General features: G+C 45.4%; 22 protein-coding genes. 15 read left to right on the top strand and 7 right to left on the bottom strand.

Features of this window, described 5'->3' with window-relative positions:
- Positions 1 to 30: 30 nt before the first annotated feature.
- Positions 31 to 501, top strand: a complete 471-nt coding sequence (locus AC5WJX_RS07065) for a DUF6702 family protein (protein WP_494483958.1) — start codon at positions 31 to 33, stop codon at positions 499 to 501.
- A 77-nt stretch (positions 502 to 578) separates the two neighbouring features.
- Complete coding sequence (locus AC5WJX_RS07060; RefSeq protein ID WP_494483957.1) at positions 579 to 1,820, top strand: anhydro-N-acetylmuramic acid kinase; 1,242 nt, start codon at positions 579 to 581, stop codon at positions 1,818 to 1,820.
- Here AC5WJX_RS07060 and AC5WJX_RS07055 read toward each other — a convergent pair.
- Both AC5WJX_RS07055 and AC5WJX_RS07050 read right to left on the bottom strand, forming a co-directional pair.
- A complete protein-coding gene (locus AC5WJX_RS07055) occupies positions 1,817 to 3,592 on the bottom strand; it encodes an aminopeptidase P family protein (RefSeq protein ID WP_494483956.1) in 1,776 nt (591 codons plus the stop codon). The two genes, AC5WJX_RS07060 and AC5WJX_RS07055, sit on opposite strands and share 4 nt — an antisense overlap.
- 85 nt (positions 3,593 to 3,677) lie before the next feature.
- A complete protein-coding gene (locus AC5WJX_RS07050; protein ID WP_494483955.1) occupies positions 3,678 to 5,147 on the bottom strand; it encodes a DNA/RNA non-specific endonuclease in 1,470 nt (489 codons plus the stop codon).
- Between the two features lie 61 nt (positions 5,148 to 5,208).
- Between AC5WJX_RS07050 and AC5WJX_RS07045 the strand changes: the two genes are divergently transcribed.
- Both AC5WJX_RS07045 and AC5WJX_RS07040 read left to right on the top strand, forming a co-directional pair.
- Positions 5,209 to 6,750, top strand: a complete 1,542-nt coding sequence (locus AC5WJX_RS07045) for an FAD-dependent oxidoreductase (protein ID WP_494483954.1) — start codon at positions 5,209 to 5,211, stop codon at positions 6,748 to 6,750.
- Between the two features lie 26 nt (positions 6,751 to 6,776).
- Positions 6,777 to 7,934, top strand: a complete 1,158-nt coding sequence (locus AC5WJX_RS07040) for a zinc-dependent alcohol dehydrogenase (protein WP_494483953.1) — start codon at positions 6,777 to 6,779, stop codon at positions 7,932 to 7,934.
- A gap of 103 nt (positions 7,935 to 8,037) precedes the next feature.
- Here AC5WJX_RS07040 and AC5WJX_RS07035 read toward each other — a convergent pair whose 3' ends face one another.
- Positions 8,038 to 8,826 (bottom strand): SDR family NAD(P)-dependent oxidoreductase, encoded by a 789-nt coding sequence (locus AC5WJX_RS07035; RefSeq protein WP_494483952.1) that lies wholly within the window; start codon positions 8,824 to 8,826, stop codon positions 8,038 to 8,040.
- 116 nt (positions 8,827 to 8,942) lie between these two features.
- Here AC5WJX_RS07035 and AC5WJX_RS07030 point away from each other — a divergent pair, with 116 nt between their 5' ends.
- Positions 8,943 to 9,836, top strand: coding sequence for an SDR family oxidoreductase (locus AC5WJX_RS07030; RefSeq protein WP_494483951.1), 894 nt, complete (start codon positions 8,943 to 8,945; stop codon positions 9,834 to 9,836).
- Positions 9,836 to 11,974 (top strand): glycogen debranching protein GlgX, encoded by a 2,139-nt coding sequence (gene glgX, locus AC5WJX_RS07025; RefSeq protein ID WP_494483950.1) that lies wholly within the window; start codon positions 9,836 to 9,838, stop codon positions 11,972 to 11,974. Before AC5WJX_RS07030 ends, glgX begins: the two co-directional genes overlap by 1 nt.
- 131 nt (positions 11,975 to 12,105) lie before the next feature.
- Here the strand turns inward: glgX and AC5WJX_RS07020 are convergent, their stop codons facing one another.
- The 3 genes from AC5WJX_RS07020 to AC5WJX_RS07010 form a co-directional block, all read right to left on the bottom strand.
- On the bottom strand, positions 12,106 to 12,597 hold the full coding sequence (locus tag AC5WJX_RS07020) for a hypothetical protein (RefSeq protein ID WP_494483949.1): 492 nt from the start codon (positions 12,595 to 12,597) through the stop codon (positions 12,106 to 12,108).
- Between the two features lie 11 nt (positions 12,598 to 12,608).
- Positions 12,609 to 13,763: a zinc-dependent alcohol dehydrogenase gene (locus tag AC5WJX_RS07015; protein WP_494483948.1), complete on the bottom strand. Its 1,155-nt coding sequence runs from the start codon at positions 13,761 to 13,763 to the stop codon at positions 12,609 to 12,611.
- 147 nt (positions 13,764 to 13,910) lie between these two features.
- Positions 13,911 to 15,296: a PAS domain S-box protein gene (locus AC5WJX_RS07010; protein WP_494483947.1), complete on the bottom strand. Its 1,386-nt coding sequence runs from the start codon at positions 15,294 to 15,296 to the stop codon at positions 13,911 to 13,913.
- A gap of 71 nt (positions 15,297 to 15,367) precedes the next feature.
- Between AC5WJX_RS07010 and gmd the strand changes: the two genes are divergently transcribed.
- From gmd to AC5WJX_RS06990, 4 genes are all read left to right on the top strand, one after another.
- The gene (gene gmd / locus AC5WJX_RS07005) at positions 15,368 to 16,504 is read left to right on the top strand and encodes a GDP-mannose 4,6-dehydratase (protein WP_494483946.1); all 1,137 of its coding nucleotides are present in this window, start codon (positions 15,368 to 15,370) and stop codon (positions 16,502 to 16,504) included.
- 53 nt (positions 16,505 to 16,557) lie between these two features.
- On the top strand, positions 16,558 to 17,682 hold the full coding sequence (glf, locus tag AC5WJX_RS07000; RefSeq protein ID WP_494483945.1) for a UDP-galactopyranose mutase: 1,125 nt from the start codon (positions 16,558 to 16,560) through the stop codon (positions 17,680 to 17,682).
- 122 nt (positions 17,683 to 17,804) lie between these two features.
- Entirely contained in the window at positions 17,805 to 18,956 is a 1,152-nt protein-coding gene (locus AC5WJX_RS06995) for an MraY family glycosyltransferase (RefSeq protein ID WP_494483944.1), read from the top strand.
- A gap of 75 nt (positions 18,957 to 19,031) precedes the next feature.
- Entirely contained in the window at positions 19,032 to 19,760 is a 729-nt protein-coding gene (locus AC5WJX_RS06990) for a tyrosine-protein phosphatase (protein WP_494483943.1), read from the top strand.
- A gap of 23 nt (positions 19,761 to 19,783) precedes the next feature.
- Here AC5WJX_RS06990 and AC5WJX_RS06985 read toward each other — a convergent pair whose 3' ends face one another.
- Positions 19,784 to 20,713: a glycosyltransferase family 2 protein gene (locus tag AC5WJX_RS06985; RefSeq protein WP_494483942.1), complete on the bottom strand. Its 930-nt coding sequence runs from the start codon at positions 20,711 to 20,713 to the stop codon at positions 19,784 to 19,786.
- Positions 20,714 to 21,058: 345 nt separating this feature from the next.
- Here AC5WJX_RS06985 and AC5WJX_RS06980 point away from each other — a divergent pair, with 345 nt between their 5' ends.
- The 5 genes from AC5WJX_RS06980 (at position 21,059) to AC5WJX_RS06960 (ending at position 26,104) form a co-directional block, all read left to right on the top strand.
- A complete protein-coding gene (locus tag AC5WJX_RS06980) occupies positions 21,059 to 21,865 on the top strand; it encodes a polysaccharide biosynthesis/export family protein (RefSeq protein ID WP_494483941.1) in 807 nt (268 codons plus the stop codon).
- 63 nt (positions 21,866 to 21,928) lie between these two features.
- Entirely contained in the window at positions 21,929 to 24,286 is a 2,358-nt protein-coding gene (locus tag AC5WJX_RS06975) for a GumC family protein (protein ID WP_494483940.1), read from the top strand.
- A 5-nt stretch (positions 24,287 to 24,291) separates the two neighbouring features.
- Complete coding sequence (locus AC5WJX_RS06970; protein WP_494483939.1) at positions 24,292 to 25,179, top strand: glycosyltransferase family 2 protein; 888 nt, start codon at positions 24,292 to 24,294, stop codon at positions 25,177 to 25,179.
- Positions 25,176 to 25,619: an oligosaccharide biosynthesis protein Alg14 gene (locus tag AC5WJX_RS06965; protein ID WP_494483938.1), complete on the top strand. Its 444-nt coding sequence runs from the start codon at positions 25,176 to 25,178 to the stop codon at positions 25,617 to 25,619. The genes AC5WJX_RS06970 and AC5WJX_RS06965 overlap by 4 nt, the downstream gene beginning before the upstream one ends.
- The gene (locus AC5WJX_RS06960; protein WP_494483937.1) at positions 25,616 to 26,104 is read left to right on the top strand and encodes a glycosyltransferase; all 489 of its coding nucleotides are present in this window, start codon (positions 25,616 to 25,618) and stop codon (positions 26,102 to 26,104) included. The genes AC5WJX_RS06965 and AC5WJX_RS06960 overlap by 4 nt, the downstream gene beginning before the upstream one ends.
- Positions 26,105 to 26,198: the final 94 nt, after the last annotated feature.

Raw genomic sequence — 26,198 nt, 5'->3', positions numbered from 1 at the left:
CTATTAATTTGTTACCTAATCCTGGGGTTCTTGGTACCGGTAAACCTTAGTGCTGAAAGTTTCCACCCTTTTCATGTAAGTTCTACAGATATCAACTATAATCCTAAAACGAATACACTTGAAGTTAGCTGCAGGATCTTTACCGACGACTTTGAGCTTGCGCTGGCTAAGGCATACCATACGAAGACCGACCTGTCATCCGATGCCCGCCATAAAGCGATGGATGTGCTGGTGAAAAAATATGTACTTTCCAATATAGGCTTTAGGACGCCCGCCAAAACCCTTGCATTGACTTATCTAGGCTTTGAAAAGGATAACGAGGCAACGATCGTTTACCTGGAATCTGAGCCGGTGCAAGGCTTGAAAAAAATTGAAACAACCAATAGTGTGCTGTACGACCAGTTTGATGATCAATCAAACATCATGCATTTCAGCGGTTATGGGAAACGCAAGAGCAGTAAACTTGACTATCCCGACCGGAAAATTGTAGTTGAGCTTTAATCGGGCGAACTGCAAGCTAGGAACGCAATCAAGCACAAGGTAAAACGGAGCCATACTCGGTTGGAATTAAACAGAAAATGCATAAAGATCTTTCCAGACTTCTTAAAATTGCCAGCGCGCCATCAAGGCTGATTATCGGACTGATGTCGGGTACCTCTTTAGATGGGCTGGATATCGCCTTGTGTAAATTTCATGGCAGTGGCCCTGGCACAAAGGTGGAACTGCTGCAATTCAAAACGGTAAGCTACCCGGAGGAGGTTAAATCAAGGCTAAAGCCGATCAGTTCTAAGCCGGTGGTGGAGCTTCAAGCTGTAACGCTGTTAAACGACTGGCTGGGCTGTTACTTTGCGGATCTCATCAATGCGGCATTAGCAGAATGGAAGATCAGTCCGGGGCAAGTGGATTTGATTGCGAGCCATGGACAAACCATTTTCCATGCCCCGTTTTTTCAGCATCAGTTGGCGCCTTATGGCAATGCAACGCTGCAGATTGGTGATGGCGACCATATTGCGGTGAAAACAGGTATCATCACCCTGAGTGATTTCCGGCAGAAGCACATTGCTGCAGGAGGAGCCGGAGCGCCACTTGCGCTGTATGGAGACTATCTGCTATTTTCGGATGCTGAAGAACACCGGGTGTTGCTGAACATCGGCGGCATCGCGAATTTCACCTGGCTACCTGCATTGCAGCAACAGCAAAATGAAGGTATCTTACCCAAAGTTTTTTCCACGGACACCGGTTCTGGAAACACGCTGATGGATCAATATGTTCAAAAGCACTTCCCAGGAAAGCAGTATGATGAGGATGCTAAGATCGCGTTAAGCGGGCAAGTACATGTAGATCTCCTGACACGTCTTTTGGAGCTGCCATTCTTCAAACTCGAATTTCCTAAAACTACCGGCCCGGAAGTATTCAGTTTAAGTCATCTGGAGCAAGTCATTGAAGAAGTTGAAAGCCAGGAGCAACGTGTAGTTGCAGCTGAAGGTGCTCAGGCCCCGATCTCCGCGGCAGATGTACTAGCAACCTTAGCCCAATTTAGTGCAATCGGGATTGTCCGTGCGCTTAAGGCAACGATTCCTGCCGGAATAGCGTATAAGGTTTATGTAAGTGGCGGTGGCATGCATAATCCTTTGCTGATTCAGCATCTGGAAGCACAACTAGGGAAAAAGCTGGAAAGTACGGCATTACTGGATTTGAATCCGGATGCGAAGGAAGCTGTATTGTTTGCACTGCTTGCAAATGAATGCATCAGCGGGCCGGAGATCAATATTGAAGGCCAGCCCGCCGTTGCAATGGGTAAAATCAGTCTACCAGGTTAAATGGCCTGTGTTTCTGCTTTTAGCCATTCAGCTTCTTCAGCAGTCAGGTGCGGACTGAGTCTATCAAAAACAAGCGCATTGTAAGCATTTAACCAGTCGAGCTGATGCTGTTCCATCAGTTCTCTCTGTACGATCGATGTATTGATCGGAGCGATGGTGAGGCATTCGAAAGCATACCACACATTGAATTCATTCTGATCTGCTACAACTGTATTTACCAGATTTTCAATGCGGATACCATGTTTTCCAGGGCGATAAACGCCAGGCTCTACGGAAGTGATCATGCCAGGCTCTAATGCTACCGGGGTAGGTGTTGGGTTAAACACCTGTGGACCTTCATGTACGTTCAGGAAGTAACCTACGCCATGGCCTGTTCCATGCCCGTAGTTGATGGCATGGTCCCAAAGCGGCCTGCGGGTAATTGCATCGATCTGATAGCCACAGGTGCCTTGCGGAAAGCGTACCTTGCAACCATCAATCATGCCTTTTAAAACCAGTGTATAGTCACGTTTTTCCTCGTCAGTTGTGGGTCCCATTGGAATGGTACGGGTAATGTCTGTGGTGCCATAGAAATACTGGCCGCCTGAGTCAACGAGGAACAAGCCCTGAGCTTTAACCTCTACATCACTTTCCGCAGATGCAGAGTAGTGTGGTAGCGCACCGTGCGCAGCATAAGCACTGATGGTGTTAAAGCTGTCGCCGACAAAACCATCTTGTTCTGCGCGGTATTTTCTCAATTGGGCGGCAGCAGAAAGCTCCGTGATGGTGGTCTTACCGATCTGCTCAGCTAACCACTTCAGGAAACGGGTAATTGCAACACCGTCCTTGGTCATCGCGATGCGTGTGTTCTCCAGTTCTGTATCGTTCTTAACCGCTTTCAGATTTGTGGAGGGGTTGGTGTCTTTTATGATCCTGACCGATTTAGGGATCAACTTCAGGTATGCATAGCAGTTTCTTTTTGGGTCGATAAAAATGGAGCTGTTTTCAGGTAGTTTAGCCAGTGCAGATTCGATTTCTGCGTAAGGGCAAACTTCCACACCATTTTTTAGCAAGGCGAGCTTTTCTTCTTCGGTAAGTTTATGCTCATCCATGTATAACTTGGCATGATCCTGACTGATCAATGCGAAACTCAAGACCACCGGATTATAGCTGACATCCTTACCGCGGATGTTAAACAACCAGGCCAGATCATCCAGCGAAGAGATCAGATGATAGTCTGCATCACTTGCAGCAAGCACCGCCCGAACCGCAGTTATTTTTGAGCCTACAGATTGTCCGATATGCTGCTCATCAATCAGGAATGCGGCTTCTGAAGGAAGTGCGGGACGATCGTTCCAGATCGGGCTCAGGTAGTCACGGTCAACCAAAGTAATACCTTTTAGCCCAAGTTTATCACTGATCAGTTCACCCAATCCTACGGATACCAGTTTTTCATCAGCAGCAACCTTAGCACCCTTAGCTAGTTTATCTGCAAGCCACTGGATATATTCGGGGGCATGCTGTAGTTTCTGTTTCACCAGCTCAAATCCGCTCCCTGCAAGTTGTTCTGTTGCCTGTTCAAAGTACCGGAAGTCGGTCCAAAGTCCGGCAAAGTCATGTGTAATCACCAATGTGCCCGCCGAGCCTCTGAAGCCGGAGACAAAAGGAATACACTTGTAATATTTAGGTAGGTATTCTGAGATATGAGGATCTGCGGAAGGAATGATATAAGCTTCGACCTGATCTGCTTTCATTTGATTGCGGATCTCGCTTAGTTTTTCTTGATATGTCATATTAATCGATCTTAATATTTGTGAATGAAGCAAATTTAATAAAAATGGGCTCTAATCATAATTTGATGCCTAAGCGACGATACCTTCAGTAACCGCTATCTTTCCGCTGTTCCAGAATGGTCTGCAGGCGCTCGGGCAATGCAGAAAGCAGGTCGTACCCGGTGGCTGCTTCTATGTCATTCACGGTTACCAGGTACTTGCGCCAGTCGGCATCTACAGCGTTCACGTTGGCGGTACTGATGGCGATCACCCTGGTGCTGGCGTTTACACGGGAAAGGTCCCGGTTGCCCTTGGATAATACCACGGCGACCTTCCACAAATTGGCTGGCACGGCGATGTTACCATTGGCGATTGTCTTTGCCGGCCCTTTGCTGCCAATACCACCAGTACCGTAGTTACCCATGATGATGTAGATTTCGTTGTCAAGATCGACCAGGCTCCGCAGGTAAGCCTCAAAATTCGCCCAGGTGCGCTGATTGTTCTTTGGTGCCTGTGGTACCATATTCGTCATCAGGAAGGTCGCGCTGTTTGCGGCAGGGGAGCTGCTCCGGTCTGCAGAAGGACAATTATGACCCCTGTCGAAACCCGAACCGGTATAACTGCTGCTGCTGGCCATGTAGAAGTCCGGGGGAAGATCGCTGAAGCCTGCAAAGTTGTTCATACGTTCCGCAACCTTCGTCGTGCTGCTTGCGTCCAGGTGCCAGCTCACCCAATTGGGGATGGCCCTACTTCGGCTGTAGGACTGCGTGTAATATTTAAGATCGAGAAAATAGTTTTCGGGTGTGGTGGAGGAGGCTTTCGATGGATTCCCGAACAACATATTGCTGTCATCACCCCTCTCCGGCTGTATATCATCATCGTAAATTAGTCCCCTGGCCTTTCCTGAGAGGCTGCTTGTGTTTGCTTGGAAGCCCGGGCCTTGCTGCTGACCGGCACCTGATGGGATAAGCGAATCGCTGTTTACAGTAGTTTGGCGGCTGGCCTGGGTTGTTTGGACGAAGATGATGTCATCGATGTTGATCCGCGCAGCGGCACTAGACCCAGTATTTTCAATCCGAATCCGCATTTTATAAAACGGTTTTAAGCTGAAGGTGTCCGTCACCAGTGCCCGGTTTTTCTCCTGGATGGAATTTCCGACCTGACTGTAGTGTTTACCGCCATCGAGCGATACCATCAGCTTCCATGTTGATGTGGGATCCTGGCCATAAAGGCCATGGGATATGTAGATCTGATGGATGTTTTCCAGGTCGAAGTTCATGCCGATGCTACCTGTTTTCATGCGAATGCTGCGCAGACCGTTCTTCAGGTCTGCAGCAGAACTTCCAATCAAGGCATTATTCAGATTCCAGCTGCCTGTATTTAGATCCAGATCTGCATTACTATAGCTGCCCTTTATTCCCGATTCAAAATCTTCACCGATAAGATCGGCCATTTTGTTCGATGCTGCAGGCTTTAAGACTTCCGTCTTGTTGACAGGCGTATTGTTTGTAGCTTGAAATCCGGTGGTAATTGCAAGCGCAATTCCGCTATAAAAGAATAAGTTTCTGATAAACACCTTGCAAAAGTAAACAATTCCCGAGGCCAGGGCGTTTCCTTTTAAACCTCCAATTGTACTTATGAATAACTCGAACCTCCATCCAAGGGATAGTAAAACAGTAAGTCTATGGCAACAGCAGCCAGGTCTGGACCAGCAGCAAGATGTTGTCTATTCAGGAACGATATATGATGTCGTGATTGTTGGTGCCGGCATTGCCGGGCTTACTACGGCATTGCTGCTGCAGGAGCAGGGTAAAAACTGCATTATCCTGGAAGGCCATAATATAGGTTTTGGTACTACGGGTGCAACAACTGCGCACTTGAATACCTTTCTGGATACCTCCTACGATCAGGTGGCCCAGGATTTTGGGGAAGATGGTGCCAGAACCCTGGCAAATGCAACCAAGGAATCCATTTCCCTTATTCAGGAGCTTGTCGAAAGGTACCAGATCGATTGTGATTTTACCTTTAAAGACGGCATCATCTATTCAGAAACCGAAGCGGAGACAAAGTCGCTGCTCAGCTTGCTTGAAGCATCGCGGAAAGCAGGAGTTGAGGCGGTTGAAATCCGCGACAATGGTATTCCGGTACCATTTGAATTCGCTGTGGTGTTCAACGATCAGGCTGAATTTCACCCGATGAAGTACTGCATGGGATTGGCGGCAGCCTTTCAAAAACTTGGTGGCACCATCGTGGAAAATGCCTTTGTTCGTAAAACAACAACCTCGGATGCCCTTCAGGTCGCTCATACAGACCGCTTTGAAATCAAAGGACACAATCTAGTATATACTACTCATATGCCGCCAGGATTAACGGTATTTGATGTGGAGTGCTTCCCATACCGCAGTTATGTGCTGGGTATTAAACTTACAAATGGCGATTATCCGAAGAACATGGCCTATGACATGAAGGATCCATACCATTACATCCGTACCCACACGATTGATGGGCAACCCTATTTAATTTTAGGTGGTGAAGACCACAAAACCGGTCATGATGATCCTGAGGCTGCTTTTCAGGCCTTAGAGGAATATGCCAGGAAATATTGGTACGTCGACAGCATTGATTATCGTTGGTCGGCCCAGTATTACGTTCCTGCTGACGGACTGCCTTTCATCGGTAAAATGCCTGGTTTTGATGATCATACCTTCGTGGCTACCGGTTTTAGCGGCAATGGTATGATCCTGGGTACCATCACCGGCAAGGTACTTCGTGATGCTATTCTTGGAAAAGAAGACGAATATCAGAAGCTGTTCAGTCCATCCAGGATAAAACCCGTTGCCGGCTTCAAGGACTTCGTTGCAGAAAATGCTGACGTGGCTTACCACTTTGTTGCCGACCGGCTAGGCACTGAGGACATGCAAAGCTTTGCTGAGCTGGCACCAGACAGCGGTGAGGTGGTCGAATATAAAGGTCAGAAGATTGCGGTGTATAAAGATCCTCAGGGGCAGATCACAGCTTTAAGTCCAACGTGTACCCACGCGGGCTGTATTGTAAAGTTCAATCCGGTGGAAAAAAGCTGGGATTGTCCGTGTCATGGAGGCCGCTATGATCTGAAAGGGCAGGTGATCACCGGACCGCCAGTATTGAATCTGAAACAAATCAACAATCCTGGCGAATAGCCAGTAACCTACCATATACCTACACTATGAAAGCAGCAGTATTTCACAAACCTGGCGATATCAGTTATGATACCGTTCCCGATCCCCGTATAGAAGAAGGTGGCGATGTCATCCTCCGGGTCACCTCAACCGCAATCTGTGGCTCAGATCTGCATATCCTCAGCGGCGCCGTGCCACAACCTACCGACATGATCATGGGTCATGAATTCATGGGCGTGGTGGAAGAAGTGGGGCCCGCAGTTAAAAATCTAAAGAAAGGCGACCGGGTGATCGTTCCCTTTCCGATCGCCTGCGGATCCTGTTTTTTCTGTAGTCATGGCGCATCTCCGCATTGCGAAAACTCCAACTACAAACATTATGGACCAAATGGCGATATGGCAGACCAGAAAGGTGCCGCCTTGTTCGGCTACACGGACCTTTATGGGGGTTACTCCGGCGGACAGGCCGAATATGTTCGTGTTCCTTATGCAGATATCAGCCCACGCAAGATCCCTGATAACCTCACGGATGAACAGGCTTTGTTCCTGACGGATATCTTCCCGACCGGCTGGTCTGCGATTGACTGGGCACAGCTTAAAGGCGGTGAAGTGGTGGCCATCTTTGGTTCAGGGCCTGTTGGACTGATGGCGCAGAAGGCTGCCTGGATCAATGGGGCAAGCCGTGTAATTGCAATAGATCCGTTGGACTATCGCCTGGAACGTGCCAAAGCTGTGAACAAGGTTGACACGCTAAACCCGCACAAAGTAGATGTTATAGAGGCTATTCGCGAAATGACCGGTGGCCGCGGTGCGGATGTTTGTGTTGACGCAGTAGGCTTTGAGCCGGAACGTAATGTACTGGATAAACTAAAATCGACCATAAACTTCCAGAAAGGCAGTATTAAAGTCATGGAAGCATGCTTTAAAGCTGTTCGCAGAAGTGGAACGGTCTCCATTGTGGGTGTGTATGGAAGCCCCTACGATGCTTTCCCGGTTCACCGGATGTTTGATAAAGGCATCACCATCAAGCAGGGACAGGCACCTGTGCTGAACTACATTGATCACCTGATCGAGCTGGTGAAAGAAGAGAAAGTAGTGCTTGATGACATCATCAGTCATAACCTGCCTTTGAGTGAGGTCGCACATGCGTATAAGATATTCGATGAAAAAGAGGACGATTGTATAAAGGTGATTTTAAAGCCTTAAACAAAAACACCAGTTAATTAATTGTTCAACTAAAAAGCCGCTTGACCGATGTGTTAAGCGGCTTTTTACTAGTGGTTCCGGTCTTAGCTGTGTTGTTGTTAAACTATTTTTCTTCAAACTGCTTTCTGGCCATCGCAGCTTGCGCCTCGTCGGTCATTACATTACCCATGGTCACCATTGCTTTTGCAGACAGGCCATAGATCAATCGATGCTCACCCTTCATTAGCGCTTCGTATCCGGCCTTTGCCACATCAGCAGGGCTGTCTTTTTTACCCTGGTTAGCGACCGTATCTTCTGCATTGGCGTTGATAAAGAACCCGGTATCCGTCGCATCCGGTGCGAGCAGGGTCATGGTTACATTTGTATCTTTTATTTCATTGATGAGTGCTTCGGTAAAGGAGCGAACAAAGGCCTTCGAAGCCGCGTAAACCGACATCAAAGGGTTAGGACTAAAACTTGCCACGGAACCCAGCTGCAGAATCCTGCCTTCATTGCGTGCCACCATCTCTTTAAGGAAATAATGTGTAAGACTAACCAGACTCACGACATTGGTATGGACCACTTCCAGGTTCTTTTTCAGATCTGTTTCAATGAAAGGACCAGCCTCACCAATGCCTGCATTATTCACCAGGACGTTGATCTGTAGCCCCAATGCCTTTACTTCTTCATAGAGCTCATCTGCTGCGCCGTCGCGGCTGAGGTCTTTTTCTAAATAGTGGAAGGTCCCTTGTGGATATAACATGGCAAATTCTTCTTCAATGCTGCCATGGCGCTCTGGTGTACGTGCCACCATGATGATGTTGTAGTTGTCTTTCGCGAAAAGTTTGGCCAGTTCATAGCCAATACCTTTTGTAGCACCTGTGATCAGTGCGGTTTTATTACTGTTTTCCATAGTTCAAGGTTTAGCAGATTAACAGGATAGAAATCAGTAAGTTTTAAATAATCTTTCAAACATTGCAAATGCTGCTTTGTTAAAAATGGACCTAAGTATCAACCTAAATCATACCCATGGAAAACTACAACATAAACGTAAATCCTAGCGACAAATACCCGAAACCACCCTTCCCCAAACAGGAGCAATCTGTACCCGGGCAGGAAAAGCTGATGCAGCCCCTGGCGGACCACGGCGAGGAATCCTACAAAGGGAGCGGCCGGCTGAAGGGCAAAAAGGCCATAATCACTGGAGGTGACTCCGGGATCGGTAAGGCCGTAGCCATCGCCTTTGCACGGGAGGGAGCAGATGTATTGATCAGCTATCTCGATGAATCTGAAGATGAGGATGCAGAGCATACTGCTGAACTGGTGCGTGCGGCAGGACAGAAGGCTGTTCTGGTAAGAGGCGACATACGCGAGGAGGCACACTGCATGAGTATTGTGAAGCATGCGATACAGGAATTTGGACAAATTGATATCCTGGTTAACAATGCCGCCTATCAGATGGCACAGCAATCATTGCAGAACATTCCTTCAGAACAATGGCGCCGGACCTTTGATACCAATATTACAGCGATGTTTTACCTGTGCAAAGCGGCCGAGCCATACATGAAGCCGGGCAGCAACATCATCAATACAACGTCAATCAATGCCTACAATCCAAATGCCTCATTGCTGGACTATGCGGCGACAAAAGGCGCTATCCAGAACTTTACCGCTAACCTGAGTCAAATGCTACTGGAAGCTGGTAAAGGCATCCGTGTAAATGCTGTGGCACCAGGACCTATATGGACACCGCTTATTCCTTCGACCATGCCGGAACCGGAAAAATTTGGCGAGAACACCCCAATGGGAAGACCCGGGCAGCCGGTGGAAGTGGCTTATGCCTATGTTTTCCTTGCGGCAGATGAGGCAAGTTATATTTCGGGTGCAACAATTCCAGTTACAGGGGGTAGAATATCAATATAATGGGAAAAGGAATCATATATCCAGGTCAGCCCTATCCATTAGGCGCAACCTGGGATGGCGAAGGGGTTAATTTTGCGCTGTTTTCTGAAAATGCCACAGCGGTTGAAATATGTTTATTTGATCATGAGGACGATGCTGAGGAATCATACCGGATGTTTCTGCCGGAACATTCCCACCAGGTTTGGCACGGTTACGTGCCGGATATCAAACCTGGGCAGCTTTATGGCTTCCGTGTACATGGGCCTTATGAACCGGAGAATGGCCACCGTTTTAACCCAAACAAACTGCTTATAGATCCTTATGCCAAGGCAATCTCTGGCGTCATCAACTGGCACCATTCGCTTTTTGGATACGACTTCAATGCCGAAAATGCGGATCTTAGTTTTAGTGAGGAGAATGGTGCTGCCTATATTCCAAAGGCTGTGGTGATTGATCCGACCTATGATTGGGAAGGCGATAAGCTACCGAGAACGAGCTACCACAATTCGATCATTTATGAACTGCATGTGAAAGGCTTTACGATGCGGCATCCGGACATCCCGGAAGAAATTCGTGGATCTTATGCGGCACTGGGGCACCCGGTTACCATTAAGTACCTGAAAGATCTTGGAATTACGGCGGTGGAATTGATGCCTGTGCACCAGTTTGTAAACGATCATCACCTACAAGAAAAAGGCTTAAGCAATTTCTGGGGCTATAATACCATTGGTTTTTTTGCACCAGATGTGCGTTATGGATCCAATCCATACCGTGGCGCTCATGTGCAGGAGTTCAAAGATATGGTGAAAGCGTTGCATAAGGCTGGTATTGAGGTGATCCTTGATGTGGTATATAACCATACGGCAGAAGGAAACGAAATGGGGCCGACCCTATCCTTCAAAGGCATCGATAATGCAACCTATTACCGCCTGGTTGAAGATAATAAACGCTATTACATGGATTATACCGGGACCGGCAATACCTTGAATGCGAACTTGCCTGCGGTGTTGAAGCTGATGATGGATAGCTTACGCTACTGGGTGCTCGATATGCATGTGGATGGCTTCCGTTTCGACCTGGCACCTACCCTGGCGCGAGAGTTGCATGAAGTAGACCGTCTAAGTGCATTTTTTGATATTATCCATCAGGATCCGGTGATCTCACAGGTGAAACTTATTGCAGAGCCCTGGGACATCGGCGAAGGGGGCTATCAGGTTGGTAACTTTCCTCCGGGGTGGGCAGAATGGAACGGTAAGTACCGAGACTGTATCAGGGATTACTGGCGCGGAGCGGACAGCATGCTGGGAGAATTTGCGCAGCGCTTTACCGGTAGCCCGGATCTTTACCAGGATGATAACCGGCGCCCCACAGCCAGCATCAACTTCCTTACCGCCCACGATGGTTTTACGCTGCATGACCTGGTCTCCTACAATGAAAAACATAATGAGGCAAATGGTGAGAACAACCAGGATGGAGAAGACCATAACCGTTCCTGGAACTGTGGTGTTGAAGGGCCAACAGATGACCAAGAGGTTATAGAGCTGCGGAATAAGCAGAAAAGAAACTTCCTTGCTACCTTGTTTTTGTCACAGGGCGTACCGATGTTGGTTGCTGGAGATGAGCTCGGCAAGACCCAACATGGGAATAACAACGCCTATTGCCAGGATAATGAAATTTCATGGATCGATTGGGACAATGCTGATTCGGAACTGTTGAACTATACCAGAAAGCTGATAGAGATTACCAAAAGCCATCCATCGTTCCGTAGGCGCAGGTGGTTTCAGGGACAGCCCATTAAAGGTTCAGGCGTTAGTGACATTGCCTGGTTTCTTCCAGAAGGTGGCCTGATGGAAGAACATAATTGGAATGAGGATTTTGCGAAATCCTTAGGCGTATTCCTGAATGGTATGGGCCTGCACAGTGTAGGTCTCAAGGGCGAAAAAGTGATTGACTATAGTTTTTACGTGATTTTCAATGCTTATCACGATAACCTGGACTTCCATCTTCCAGGACCCGAGTACGCAGATCAATGGATCCAGATCCTGAACACTGCTGCAGGCTGGAAAGAATCAGAAGAAGTCTACGGTGCTTCATCGGTGATTACTGTTGGCGGCCGATCGATCATCCTGCTGCGAACAAAAGATAAGAAGGGAGTCTAAGCCGATGATCCTATAAAAAACGCCGTTGTGTAAACACAGCGGCGTTTTTTATAGGATCATATTTTTTTGCAAAATGCTCCTAAACTCCATGAAGCACACAAGAAAGCTGTATTTTATTGGAGCACAGTGTTCTAGTGTTTTTTGCTCTTGCCTTTTAATAGGGCATAGGCGATCGATGTTACCGCCAGGGTTACCAGTACTTTCTTCGCCAAACCTTTTGGATTGTGCTTCAGTTCTGCTTTCATGCCTTTTTCGGCAAAAATATTTGGGATATGACCGCGTTTAAGGTCATCCACAATTCCTTCAACCACATTTACGCGGTCGGCTAGTAGTAATGGCAGCCAATGCATGTACTCATTTTCACTGAATTGAAAAGCATACCGGCGAATGGCGCCACTCAAACCTGATGGTGGTGTGGAAGTACCGAAAACAGCTGTGATATTTGGCCGTTCGTTGGAGTGCAGGACCTCAATATTCACGGGCTGCAATGGCGGGCGCTCCCAGTTGCTGCGTTTGTGATCGTCACCCGTATATTTTTTCATCGGATAGGTGGGTTCATTTTCGGGATCCGCATCTATGCCCCAACCTTTGATGTGTGTATAATCATTACTTAAATTTTCCATAATCGTTTTGTTTATCTCCTTGCAGATGGTGGAATAAGAACTGTTTTAATACAATTATCCAGTTTTGAAGAAAAGATGTGATAAGCGTCCGCAACCTCTTCGAGCGGCACCCGGTGTGTGATCATCGCTTTAGGATCAAGGCGTCCAGCTTGTATGTGGTCGATAAGTCTTGGTAATAATCTTTTAACGGATGCCTGGTTTGCGCGGATGGTGATACCTTTGTTCACCACGTTGCCGATCGGTACCAGGTTGTCTGTAGGACCGTAAACCCCAACAATAGATACAATACCACCTTTTTTAACAGCATTGATGGCCCAATGCAGTGCTGTGGCGGAGCCCGCCTGCAGCAGCAATTTCTTTCCGGTAATGGTTTGCAGCGCATTCCCAGATGCATCAGCACCTACCGCATCAATGCAGACATCCGCGCCAAGCCAGTCTGTAGTTTTCTTAACGAATAGCACAGGGTCTTCAATGGAACGGAAGTTATAGGCTTCGCAGTTGGCGTATTCCTTTACAAACTGCAAACGATATTCAACATGGTCAAAGACAATGACACGTGCTGCACCGAACAGCCAGGCACATTTCGCAGCCATGATACCTACGGGACCTGCACCAAATACAACAACCGTATCGCCGGCTTTAATGCCGCCCATTTCGGCAGCCTGATAGCCGGTAGGAACCACGTCTGTTAGTAATACTGCATCATCATGATCCATGCCTGGAGGGATTACCGTTGGACCAACATCTGCATATGGTACACGTACAAACTCTGCTTGTCCACCGTCGTAACCGCCGGCAGTATGTGAATAGCCGAAAATGCCCCCTACAGCTGTCGCCTGTGGATTGGACTCATGGCAGTTGCCGTAAAGTTCCTGTTTACAAAATGCACAGGTTCCGCAGGCTATGTTAAATGGCACGATCACACTATCGCCCACTTTCAGTTTTTGCACCGATGGCCCAATTTCCTCCACAACACCAATAAATTCATGTCCGAAGGTCATTCCCACTCGGGTATCCGGCACAAGTCCATGATAAAGGTGTAGATCCGAACCACAGATACATGAACGGGTTACCCGCACAATGGCATCATTTGGATGAAGGATTTCCGGCATTGGTTTTTGGTCTGCACGAACGCGACGCGGACCGCGGTAATTCATTGCTAACATAAAGTTCCTCCTTTGTTTTTTAGGTAAATGTTACAATGGAACATTTAAACAAGTGCAGTTGTTCAGATTATTGCGAATAATCTTTATGGGTGCAATGGTAAATACCTGATAATTAGCTGTTATTGCTGCGGGTTGCCGGCGTTAAGGTTATTCCGTTTTTTTAATGATGGCTTTGATGGCCTCGTCCAGTTCTGATGCGGATGCGGAGAGGTAGTTGATCACCTCTTGTTGCTTCGGACTAAAAACTTCTCCTTTCAGTAATTCGGAAAGTGCCATGATACGCGCCAGCGGAGCACGTACATGATGAGACTGTGCCCAGGCAATTTCCTTGAGTTGTTTGTTTTGTTGTTCAATGCGGTGTAAGCGTTCCCGCTCGGCAGTGATGTCACGCAGGGTATCCACAGACCGGATGGCACGGCCCTGCTCATCTCTAAGAAATATACCACGATGCTGTACCAGAATGGCTTCCCGTCGGGCATTTAAGAAACGGTACTCGCTATAGTAGATATCACGTGTAGGGTCATTAATCATGTCTTTTACCTCCAGAAGCACGCGATCACGGTCGTCGGGATGGATGTTGTCTGACCATAGATTATTGTTATATTCTGTCAAATCATAACCAAATATTTCGGAGAAACCACTGCCCCAAACAACTGCATCATTCACGATATCCCAGTCACAAATAGCCTCATCGGCAGCTTTAAGTACGAGTTTGTAACGTTCGTTACTGAGCCTGAGCTCTTCATTTGTCCGTATGGATGCGGTAACATCCATGGAGTTTGCAACGATGCCCTGAACTGCCGGATCATCTCTCAGATCAGTCAGTGTAGTCTTTATCCAGCGCCAGTTGCCATGTCCGTCACGGAAGCGGAAGGGGTCTAGCGAGACACGCTTAAGTTGTGGCAGCATTACCGTACTTTCCCGAACTTTTCGCCTATCCTCCGGATGAACGAAATCGTATGCATTGCTGGTCAGGAAGGTTTCCGTAGCAATATGCAGAATAGAGGTGCAGCTTTCACTTGCAAAAGTGTAGTTCAGCGAATCATCTACCACGGCGATCATGTCCGAACCATCCTGTACCAGCGCTTTCCATCGCGCTTCGCTTTTTAGTAGCTCCAGTTTGGACCGCTCCATCTCACGCTTGGATTGGATGATGGCTGTAATATCATTCACCAGCACAAGTCGCGCCTCCCTGCCGTTAAAAGTATATGCGTTACTTTGAATCTGAACATCGATGATGTCGCCGTTCTTCTTACGATGACGGTAGATTTTTCTAGGAGCTCTCGGAACATGACTTCGCACCAACGAAATAGCGTCATCCAATACAGCGATATCCTCGGGCGGTCGAACATCCTGCAACGTCATCGTTAAAAATTCCGCTCTGGAATAGCCGTAATGTGCTATAGCGGCTTCATTTACATCAAGAAACCTGAGGGTCGCAACATCATAGACCCAGCTCGGCTGTGGGCTGACCTCGAAAAGATCATGGTAATGATGGCTGGATTGCTGTTCGTCAGGATTTCCCGGGATCATATATTGCTTGATGTATATTAAGGCAAAGTAACAATTTTTGGGTTTATTTGTGCCTGTTAACCCTGATGAACATGAAAACGGCACTAATTACAGGCATTAGCGGGCAGGATGGCGCATACCTAGCAGAATTTTTGCTCAACAAAGGGTATTTCGTTCATGGCCTTAAAAGACGGTCCTCTTTGTTTAACACCGATCGTATTGACCACTTGTATCAGGATCAACACGAACAGCATGTAAACCTGAAGCTGCATTTCGGTGATCTGACAGATTCTACGAACCTCATCCGGATCATTCAGGAGACCCAGCCCGACGAGATTTACAATCTTGCCGCCATGAGCCATGTGCAGGTGAGTTTTGAAATGCCGGAATATACCGCCAATGCTGATGGTATTGGTACTCTTCGTTTGCTGGAAGCCATGCGAATTTTGGGTATGGAGCACAAGACACGGATCTACCAGGCTTCGACTTCGGAGCTTTATGGCCTGGTGCAAGCGGTGCCGCAAAGTGAAAATACCCCATTTTACCCACGCTCTCCCTACGCGGTAGCGAAGATGTACGCGTACTGGATCACCGTGAATTACCGGGAGGCTTATGGCATGTTCGCCTGTAATGGCATCTTGTTTAATCATGAAAGTCCGCTGCGCGGGGAGACCTTCGTGACCCGCAAGATCACGCGTGCAACAGCGAAAATCGCGCTTGGCCTGCAACGTTGCTTATATCTTGGGAACCTTTCTGCACAGCGCGACTGGGGCCATGCAAAGGATTACATTGAGGCCATGTGGCTCATCCTGCAGCAGGAGCAACCCGAAGATTTTGTGATCGCCACCGGCATTACGACTACTGTTCGGGATTTCGTACGAATGTCTTTTGCGGAACTTGGAATTGAAATCGAGTTCAGCGGCAAGGACCAATATGAACGCGGTGTGATCATTGATGTGGATCAGGATATGGTGGTGCAGCTTGGACTTAATCCGCTGAATCTGCATCCGGGTCAGGAAGTTGTACGGGTAGATCCTAAATACTTCAGGCCCACCGAGGTTGATCTGCTGTTAGGCGATCCGACAAAGTCCAAAACTCAATTAGGCTGGAGGCCAAAATACGACCTGCCCGCACTTGTCAGCGAGATGGTTCATGCGGACCTTACCCTAATGAAGAAGGATGAACACCTGAAAAGTGGCGGGTTTAATACGCTAAATTACTTTGAATAGCCTTTAATAAAACATTTTAGTCGTTTTAGCTCTTTTTTCTAGAAAAGTAAAATATGGAAAAAGAATACGACTATTTGATTGTTGGTTCCGGCCTTTATGGAGCCATATTCGCACATGAAGCAACAAAACGTGGTAAGAAATGCCTTGTAATTGATAAGCGGGAGCATATCGGTGGAAATATATATACCAAATCAGTAGAAGGCATCAATGTACACACCTATGGCGCTCATATCTTCCATACCAGCAACAAAAGAATATGGGATTATGTAAATTCCTTCGTTGAATTTAACCGGTACACCAACTCGCCCGTGGCAAACTACAATGGTGAGCTCTTCAGCCTGCCATTCAATATGAATACTTTCTATCAACTCTGGAAAGTGAAAACCCCTCAGGAAGCGAAAGCCAAACTCGAGGAACAGATCGGCGATGCCTACGTTGAAAACCCGCAGAATCTGGAAGAACAGGCCATGTCGCTGGTTGGGAAGGACATCTACTTTAAGCTCATTAAATCCTACACTGAAAAACAATGGGGCAGAAAGGCAACGGAATTGCCTGCATTCATCATCAAGAGGTTACCCGTTCGCTTTACTTTCGATAACAACTACTTCAATGATACTTACCAGGGCATTCCGAATGGTGGTTATACAAGTATTATCGAGAAAATGCTGGAGGGCATTGAAGTACGGACAGGAGTGGATTACTTCAAAGACCGAGAAGCCCTGAATGATATCGCGGAGACTGTCGTTTACACCGGTATGATCGACGAGTTCTACGATTACCGGTTTGGTACATTGGAATACCGGAGCCTGCGTTTCGAACATGAAACACTGGATACCGACAACTACCAGGGAAATGCTGTGGTGAACTATACGGATGCCGAAACACCTTTTACCAGGATTATTGAACACAAGCACTTTGAGCTCGGTACTCAGGAAAAAACAGTGATTACACGCGAATATCCCTCCGAGTGGAAGAAAGGTGATGAGCCCTACTATCCCGTAAATGATGCACGCAACGAAGAGATGTTTAAAAAGTACAAAGAACTATCGCGATCGGAAACAAATGTGATCTTCGGTGGACGTTTGGCAGATTATAAATACTACGATATGCACCACGTTGTGGGCATTGCACTGAAAAAGGTGGCCGAGGTGTTTAAAGAGGAGGAGCTTATTATGTAATATGTTGTGCTTCAATTCTATAGACAAGGCATAAAATTAAGATAACGACAATCTAAGTTCATTGGATTACTTGCCAATTGGCTTAATTGTTGCGTTTTTACAGGTTCGAAAACATAAATAAGATGCAGTCTATTCTGGTATTCTTCACAAGCTTGTTTTTTGTGGTATTTGCAGTACCACAGATCATTGACATCGCTTTCAAAAAGCACTTGTTTGATGATCCTGTAGAAAGCCGGAAAGTTCACAAGAACGTGATACCAAATTTCGGAGGCATAGCACTCTTTTTCGCCGTGCTTTTCACCTGTACTTTATTTATTCCTCCGGCTATGGTCCCGGAGGCTAACACCATTATCGCTGCGGGTTTAATCCTGTTCCTGACTGGGCTGAAGGATGACATTCTGGTGCTTGGGCCATTGGTCAAGTTTATGGCTCAGCTGTTAAGTGCGCTGGTGCTCATCGTTGCCGGTGGCTTCCGGATCGATAACCTGCAGGGTATCCTCGGTATTTACGAAATCCCACAGGCGGTGAGTCTGGTATTAAGTCTATTGTTCATTGTTGGCGTCGTAAATGCATTTAATTTAATTGATGGCATTGATGGTCTGGCCGGAACACTGGCCAGCATCGCCATGTTTATGTTCGCTTTTCTGTTTTATGAAACTGCGGAACCGGGCTGGAGCTGGCTGGCCCTGTCGGTAGCCGGAGCATTGCTGGGCTTCCTCTATTATAATTTTACGCCGGCAAAAATCTTTATGGGTGATTCGGGATCGCTGTTTATCGGCCTGCTTGCGGCAGTGTTCAGCATCAAGTTCATGAACAGCACACAGGTGCTTCATGCTGGTCAGGCTGGTTTTGCAATCACCGCCAAGGTTTCACTGCTTGCTGCCATCCTGGTTGTCCCTGTATTCGATACGCTTCGTGTATTTACACTGCGGATCATGAAAGGCACTTCACCTTTCAGTGCAGATAACAATCATCTGCACCATAGATTACTATCACTGCGTTTGAATCATATCCAGGCTACTGCTATTCTTTCCGGATTCAATTTGCTGCTGATCATCATGGCTTGCAGTTTTCAGCAACTGGGAGATAACCTGATACTCGCCATCCTGATTATTATTACTTTGATTGGTAATGAAGTGCTTTCCTTTCTGAGCGGACGCTACCGGAAAATACTTGCAAGAAATATGCAAGCCAAAGATCCGGTGTTCGGCGTGTATCAAGAGCCCGGCAGTCACAACGGGCAAGAACTCCTGCAGAAAATCTCTGAAATCTAGTCCATTAGCAGCAGCCATTGCAGGTATATGGTCAAATGTATTAGATTTGCAGTGCCTAAAGCTTAAAAGACATAAATGTTCTCCTTTTTTAAAAGAAAACCGGTTGTAGATCATATTGAATGGCTTGGTGTAGACATTCACGCTCACCTGCTGCCTGGTATAGATGACGGATCCCCAGATGTGGCCACTTCGATAAAACTGATCAAAGGACTTCAGGAACTGGGTTTTTACAAGTTTATCTGTACACCTCATATCTTTACCGAACTATATCCAAATACCCGAGCCACAATTACCGGCGCCTTAGATAACCTGAAAGCAGGTCTTGCTGTGGATGGCTTAACTGTCGACATCTCTGCTGCTGCCGAGCATATGGTTGATGAAACCTTTGTTGTGGGGCCTGATCTGATGGCTTTTCCTGGAAAGTATATCCTGATTGAGATGTCATACCTTTCTGAAAACCCAAACATTGAACAGGTGATCTTCGATCTCCAGTTACAGGGTTATTACGTGATTCTTGCACATCCAGAGCGTTATACTTTTTACCACAACAACTATCCCCGCTTTAACCGTCTGAAAGATATGGGCGTGTTGTTCCAGCTTAACCTGCTCTCCTTATCAGGCTACTATGGAAAGGGTGTAAAGCAGGCTGCAGAATACCTGCTATCCAATCATATCTATGATGTTGCGGCCACTGATCTTCACCACGAACGCCATCTCAAGGTGCTTGATCAGATGGTGAAAAGCGGCAAGTTGTACCAGCTTGTGGGCAATTATGACTTTAAGAATAAACAGCTGTTTGGCTAAAGACTAGTTTTTAATTTAATCATCTACTGCTGAGGAATTAAATTGAATCGGTTAAGAAGTCTTTTTAAATCCATTTTGCGCATAAAAAAGTAACCGTCCAGCCGCTTTATTATTGGAACCTTTAAATTCAAGTTATTTAGAATTTCTGTGACATCCTCAGGGCTTTTTCGATAGTTATGTAATAAGGTTTCGTAAATGAACTTATTTATGTGATTGGACCGCGTCTTAGTTAACAGATCATGCTCAGACAAGTATTGTTTTATTCTAAAACGTAGGTCAATTCGAGAATTCAGGATTTTCCGACCTTTACTTCTGTCATTGGTCCTTGATACAGATTCTACAGAACCAAAATGAATGATAGTAAGATTTCGGTCGTCGAAGGAGACTTTTGGATTGAGTTGGAGCATTCTGAACATCATATCATATTCTTGAGAGGCAACTAAATTTTCATCCCAACCCTGTACCTTTAGTAGTAATGACCTCTTGAACAAGTTGGAACTAGTAATACCCATATTGGAGAGTATTAACGCAGACCAAACATCATTTATATAAAGCTCACGAGGAATTATAAAATGTTTTCGGCCAAATGTTCCAATGCGCGTATAAGGGCTCGTCACAATGCTGGCGTCTTCCTTCTCTGCGAGTTTAAGTTGTCCGGCAAGTTTCTCCGGCAAAATTTCGTCATCTGCATCCAGGAATTGTATCCATTCACCTCTGGATTCCTGAAGCCCTTTGTTCCTGGCTGCAGGAGCACCCTTTTTGCTTTCTTGAAAAATACGAACCCTATCAGGGTATTTTGCTTGAAAATTTTCAAGCACCACCTGTGTCCCGTCTGTCGAGTTGTTGTTCACCAAGATAATTTCCCAGTCGGTATAGGTTTGTCTTAAAACGCTATCTAGTGCCCGAGACACGAAAGTTTCACTGTTATAACAAGGAATAATGATTGAAATCATGGGTGTTTTGAAAATCATTAATAAAAATCGCCAGAATAAGTACTAAATACGCCCTCAAGCGTGGTATGTCGCATAAAAATAGAACCATTGTCGCGTGCTATATGCCTGTTTTTATGTGCTCAGCAAAAATAGATTAAATAGGACAGTTTAGTTTATACAGATTTTCTCATAATATTCACGTTCCATTTCCCATAAGCATTCCTTCGCTCTATTTGGCAGTAAAAACAGGGTTTAATGGATTATCTTTGGATTAATTCTTGTTATAAGGCGCATGTCGAGCTAAACGGCTTACATAATTAACTATAAGTCTAAGTTTTTAGAATTTTCTTAAAAAACACATTAAATATGGCATTTCACTTAAAGCGGAAATTAATCGTAAAAACATTATGTATCAGTACTTTGTTTTTTATCTCCTCCTGTATTAGTCGTAAAAACGTCACCTATCTTGAGAATGTTTCAAGCGCTAATCGCTCTGTCTTAGAACAGGTTGCAACTTTCACCGAGCCTGTAATACAACCGGATGATATTCTTGCGGTAAGTATAAATACGATTGACCCTACTAGTGCTGCGGTTGTAAATCAGGCAGGTACGACCATTTCGGTTACTTCTTCGTCGGGGGCAAACAACGGAAGAGAGCAGGTTAGCGGCTACTTAGTAGATAAAAATGGTGAAATTGAACTTTCTCTCATTGGTAAGGTAAAGGTTGCAGGTCTAACTACCTTTCAGGCCAAGGAGCTCATTCGAGATAAAGCCAGCCGTGACCTTAAAAATCCGAACGTTACTGTACGCTTTGCAAATTTTAAGGTTTCTGTTTTGGGTGAGGTCAACCGCCCGACAGTTTATAGTGTTCCAAATGAAAAAGTGTCCATTCTGGATGTCTTGAGCTTAGCTGGAGACTTAACGATCTTTGGAAGAAGAGATAACATAATGGTAATACGTGATGTGAATGGAAAAAAGGAATTTGCAAGACTAAATTTGAACAATACTGACATCTTCAAAAGCCCGTATTATTTTCTGAAACAAAACGACGTAGTCTACGTAGAGCCAAACAAGGCTAAGATAACAACCTTAAATAATTCAACGAGAACTATTGCAGCATTGGTGCTTAGTGCACTGTCTACGCTAGTTCTTATTTACACAAGATTAGATTAATATTCACCGTAAGCACCCTCAATACGGGGGATTTATATAACAAATAATACACTTAACTTAAATATGAGTTCAATAAAAAATACCCAGGTCATGACGGAGTTCGAGGATGACTTCAGGTTGGAAAATCTTCTACGTAAGTTTTGGTCCAAATGGTATTGGTTCCTAATTTCTATGCTGGTTTGTTTTGGTATTGCTTATTACGTCGCCCAAACACAGACACCGATGTATTTGATTACTGCTAAAGTACAGATAAACGATCCAAAGCGTGGTGGAACAACTGCGGAATCCCAGCTGCTAGGTGAACTCGGTTCAATGGCGAGTGCTACATTGTCAAATGAAGCTGAAATATTGCAAACCCGTTACTTGATGGAGACCGTTGTCAGAGATCTCAAATTAAATGTTACTTATTTTGAAAGAGGGCAACTTCGTAACAGCGAACTCTATGCTGCACCCTTTGTGTTCGATATCGTTGAACCCATTGATACTATCAAATCCAGACAACTTGAAGTTTCTTTCAGTGCGGGTGGTAAAATCAACATTAAATCCGATGCACTGGATACCACAGTTGCTTTCAGCAAACCATTTAAGCTTAACGGTGTAGGAACAGTTCAATTTCTAAAAGGCGAGACTAAACCTTCTGTTAACGCCTCTTACCTGATTGGTGTAACTTCAGTAGATAAAGCAGTAGAGTCTCTTCAGGGCGGGTATCTGGTTGTTCCGGGATCTACTACAGCATCTGTCATTAACATGACCCTCAACCATCCAGTACCCAAGAAAGGTGAAGATATATTAAACCGATTATTGAAAAACTATGTTGAAACAAATGTAAACGACAGGAATCGTCTTGCTGACAGTGCCTATGCTTTTATTCAAGCCAGATTGCGCTATCTCGGGGGAGAGTTGGGCAGTTTAGAGTCTAATATCCAGGGCTTCCGTCAGAAAAACAAAATCACGGAAATGTCCCAACAATCCAGTGAGTTGATTAGCAACAGTTCCCAATATTTGAATGACTTAGCGAAGGTGGAAACGCAGTTGAGTGTATTGGCAAGTCTTGAAGATTACATGCGTAAAAACGTGAAAGGTTCCAGTATTGTTCCAAGCTCATTGGTGGTTTCTGATCCATTGTTCCAAAATCTCGTAGAAAAGCACAATGCACTAATACTGGAGCGTGATAGACGCCTGATGAGTGTGACCGAGACTAACCCCATCATTGTGAACCTGAACCAACAGATCGCCAGCACGAACAGTGATATGTTGGCCAGCTTGAATAGCAGTAAGAACTCGTTGAATATCACGAGGAACAGACTCATGGCGCAACTCCGCAATGTGGAAGGCCAAGTTCAGGATGTTCCAAGAAACGAGCGTAATTACCTTGATCTAGCAAGACAGCAAAAGATAAAGGAAGAACTTTTTATTTTCTTAATGCAAAAAGGTGAAGAAACGGCAATATCCAAAACTTACAACACCCCGAATTCCACCAATATTGATCCACCCAAATCCGGCACCTCTCCAATCAGCCCGAATAAGATGGTCTATTATGCTGCTGGTATTTTATTGGGCCTTATTATTCCTGCGGGCTCAATTTATGGTCAGTATCTGCTTAATTCTAAAATCGAAACTAAATCCGATATTGTTAAACGAACCTCGGTTCCAGTCATTGCTGAAATTGGCCACAGTGCCGATGTGAAAAACTTGATTATCGGAAATATGAGTAGATCGGCGATCGCCGAGCAGTTTCGAGCTTTGCGTACAAACCTCAGCTTTTACCTCAGCAAGCCTCAGGGCAACCTCATTCTAGTTACCTCTGGAACTTCAGGAGAGGGTAAGTCCTTTGCATCAATTAACCTTGGAAATGTGCTTGCACTATCTGGTAAGAAGGTGTTGCTAATGGAGTTGGATCTAAGAAAGCCAAGTTTATCTACAAAATTTGGAATTGACAATCAGTTTGGATTTACAAACTATGTAAATGATATAAATGTTGGAGTGAAGGAGATCATTCGTCCTTTAAGCGTGCATGAAAACATGTTTATGATTAGTTCTGGTGAAGTCCCAACAAATCCTGCAGAAATGCTGCTTAGTGAAAGAGCAGGCATTCTGATCGAACAGCTTCGGACAATGTTCGATTATATCATCGTAGATGCGCCGCCAGTAGGCGTGGTAACCGATGCACAATTGCTTGGCGATTACGCGGATTTCTGCTTATACGTAGTAAGACATGCATACACAGAGAAATCACAGCTAGAAATTGTCGAGGATCTGAATACGAACAATCGCATGAAACAACTGGGTATACTGGTAAATGATATAAAAACCGGCAATGGAAATGCATATGGCTACGGTTATGGGTACAACTACGGTAGCTATGGTCATGACATGCCTGGTGCAAAAAGAAAACTTAAATCCTGGTTCAAAAACAGTTAATTAATATGCAGCTTTTAATTATTACGCCATTTAAAAATGAAGCAAATTCAATTTTAAAGACTATGGATTCCATTGTCAAACAGACTATGCATCCAGTTAAATGGCTACTTGTTGATGATGGTTCTGATGATGAATCTCCAAGGATGGTGCAGGAGTACCAGGCGAAGTATCCCTTTATACACTACCATCGACGCGAGGGTGCATCCGCACAACGTGCCACCGGGAACAATGTTGTTGACGTTTTCAATGCCGGGCTTGTCTTGGCGGAGCAACTGAAGCTTGACTGGGACTTGGTAGGTAAAATGGATGCAGATTTGGTCATCGACCGGGACGATTACTTAGAATTCATTGTCCGCAAGTTTGATGAATTTCCAAAGCTGGGCATTGCAAGTGGCGTGATCTATACGCTTTCAGATACGGGTAAAAAAATATACGAATCACCCTACCGGTGGCACACACAGGGGCAGACCAAGTTCTATAGACGTGCCACACTTGAAGCAATGGGAGGGCTGAAGCCATTCAAGGGTTGGGACGGGATCGATAACATCCTTGCTCGCGGAAATGGTTATATAACGGAGAAGTTTTTTGAACAAGAAATACTGCACTTATATCCTACACAAACTAGAATGGCAGAAGGCGGATTCAAGAAAGGATTAAAGCGTGAAGCAACAGAATACCGTAATATGGGGTATCCATTTTATATGTATTTCTTTAAGACCCTCAAATTAATTAAAGAGCGAGGTGTTTATCCAGGAATTCTGTACTTCTATTATGGTCTTAAAGCAACATTAACGACAAAGCCTTTAGTAAACAGCCAGGAACAAGCAGTTATTAAAGCTTTTATCTCACAACGATGGAAAAATAATTTCACATATACAGGAGATTTAAAATGAAAGTACTTGCTGTAGCTTCAAAAGGTGGTCACTGGGTAGAGCTTTTGCGTTTACTCCCAGCGTTTTCTGGCATGGATGTAGTATACGTGTCTACTGACTCGAATTTAGCTGCAACAGTCGAAGGATCAAAGTTTTACTGCGTTCCGGATGCAAACCGTTGGAACAAGTATAAGCTGATACAGATTTTTTTCCTGGTCTATAAAATTGTACGGCGGGAAAATCCGAATTGTGTGATCTCAACAGGTGCAGCACCAGGGCTTATGGCTCTTTTTGCAGCAAAGCTACTAGGCATGAAAACAATATGGGTCGACACCATTGCAAGTGCGGAGAAACTTTCCCTTAGTGGGAGAATCGCACTCAAATTTGTCGATCGTTTATATACACAATGGCCGGACCTTTCCGGACCTAAAGTTATTTACGCTGGTAATATTTTATTATGATTTTTGTAACAACAGGTACACAGGCTCCCTTTAACAGACTTGTAAAAGTCATGGACGAATTAGCTGCCGATTTAAATGGTGAAGAAGTTATTGTTCAGGCTTCTGGTGTAGACTTTGAAACCAAAAACATCAAACTGGTGGGTTTCCTGCATCCACTGGAATATAGCCGTATTATCAACGGAGCACGCCTGATTATTAGTCACGCCGGTATGGGATCCATTGTTTCCGCGCTTACTAAAGGTAAACCAATCATTGTAATTCCTCGTAAAGCTGAACTCGGCGAACATCGTGATAATCATCAAATTGACAGCGCCCGCAAAATGGAGGCACTCGGCTACGTGCCAGTCGCCTATGATGAAGAGCAGTTAAAATTTAAGATTATCAAGATGTTGATGCAGGATGCACAAAGCGAAGAAGCCATCATAGGCGAATTTGCATCAAGCTCACTAGTTAATTCTATTCGTGGTTTTATGTTAAGTAGTTAAGTAAGTGGTGTATAAACAGGTTAAAAGTTTAAAATCTTTCTTTTTCCAGAATTTCTTCGTTGGTACACTAATTATCTTAGGCCTGATCTCTACA

This window comes from Pedobacter sp. NEAU-ZC8, assembly GCF_059278965.1.
Note: the sequence above shows the minus strand (reverse complement) of the source record. Positions and strands in the feature narration are given on the sequence as shown.

Excerpts from the sequence above, each read along its gene's own strand:
- AC5WJX_RS06985 (WP_494483942.1), bottom strand. The coding sequence starts at position 20,713 with ATGATTTCAATCATTATTCCTTGTTATAACAGTGAAACTTTCGTGTCT.
- AC5WJX_RS07010 (WP_494483947.1), bottom strand. The coding sequence starts at position 15,296 with ATGATCCCGGGAAATCCTGACGAACAGCAATCCAGCCATCATTACCAT.
- AC5WJX_RS06965 (WP_494483938.1), top strand. The coding sequence starts at position 25,176 with ATGAAAGTACTTGCTGTAGCTTCAAAAGGTGGTCACTGGGTAGAGCTT.
- AC5WJX_RS07015 (WP_494483948.1), bottom strand. The coding sequence starts at position 13,763 with ATGTTAGCAATGAATTACCGCGGTCCGCGTCGCGTTCGTGCAGACCAA.
- AC5WJX_RS07030 (WP_494483951.1), top strand. The coding sequence starts at position 8,943 with ATGGAAAACTACAACATAAACGTAAATCCTAGCGACAAATACCCGAAA.
- AC5WJX_RS07040 (WP_494483953.1), top strand. The coding sequence starts at position 6,777 with ATGAAAGCAGCAGTATTTCACAAACCTGGCGATATCAGTTATGATACC.
- AC5WJX_RS07055 (WP_494483956.1), bottom strand. The coding sequence starts at position 3,592 with ATGACATATCAAGAAAAACTAAGCGAGATCCGCAATCAAATGAAAGCA.
- AC5WJX_RS06990 (WP_494483943.1), top strand. The coding sequence starts at position 19,032 with ATGTTCTCCTTTTTTAAAAGAAAACCGGTTGTAGATCATATTGAATGG.
- AC5WJX_RS06960 (WP_494483937.1), top strand. The coding sequence starts at position 25,616 with ATGATTTTTGTAACAACAGGTACACAGGCTCCCTTTAACAGACTTGTA.
- AC5WJX_RS06970 (WP_494483939.1), top strand. The coding sequence starts at position 24,292 with ATGCAGCTTTTAATTATTACGCCATTTAAAAATGAAGCAAATTCAATT.
- glf (WP_494483945.1), top strand. The coding sequence starts at position 16,558 with ATGGAAAAAGAATACGACTATTTGATTGTTGGTTCCGGCCTTTATGGA.
- AC5WJX_RS06980 (WP_494483941.1), top strand. The coding sequence starts at position 21,059 with ATGGCATTTCACTTAAAGCGGAAATTAATCGTAAAAACATTATGTATC.
- AC5WJX_RS07045 (WP_494483954.1), top strand. The coding sequence starts at position 5,209 with ATGAATAACTCGAACCTCCATCCAAGGGATAGTAAAACAGTAAGTCTA.
- AC5WJX_RS07060 (WP_494483957.1), top strand. The coding sequence starts at position 579 with ATGCATAAAGATCTTTCCAGACTTCTTAAAATTGCCAGCGCGCCATCA.
- glgX (WP_494483950.1), top strand. The coding sequence starts at position 9,836 with ATGGGAAAAGGAATCATATATCCAGGTCAGCCCTATCCATTAGGCGCA.
- AC5WJX_RS07020 (WP_494483949.1), bottom strand. The coding sequence starts at position 12,597 with ATGGAAAATTTAAGTAATGATTATACACACATCAAAGGTTGGGGCATA.
- AC5WJX_RS06995 (WP_494483944.1), top strand. The coding sequence starts at position 17,805 with ATGCAGTCTATTCTGGTATTCTTCACAAGCTTGTTTTTTGTGGTATTT.
- AC5WJX_RS06975 (WP_494483940.1), top strand. The coding sequence starts at position 21,929 with ATGAGTTCAATAAAAAATACCCAGGTCATGACGGAGTTCGAGGATGAC.
- gmd (WP_494483946.1), top strand. The coding sequence starts at position 15,368 with ATGAAAACGGCACTAATTACAGGCATTAGCGGGCAGGATGGCGCATAC.
- AC5WJX_RS07035 (WP_494483952.1), bottom strand. The coding sequence starts at position 8,826 with ATGGAAAACAGTAATAAAACCGCACTGATCACAGGTGCTACAAAAGGT.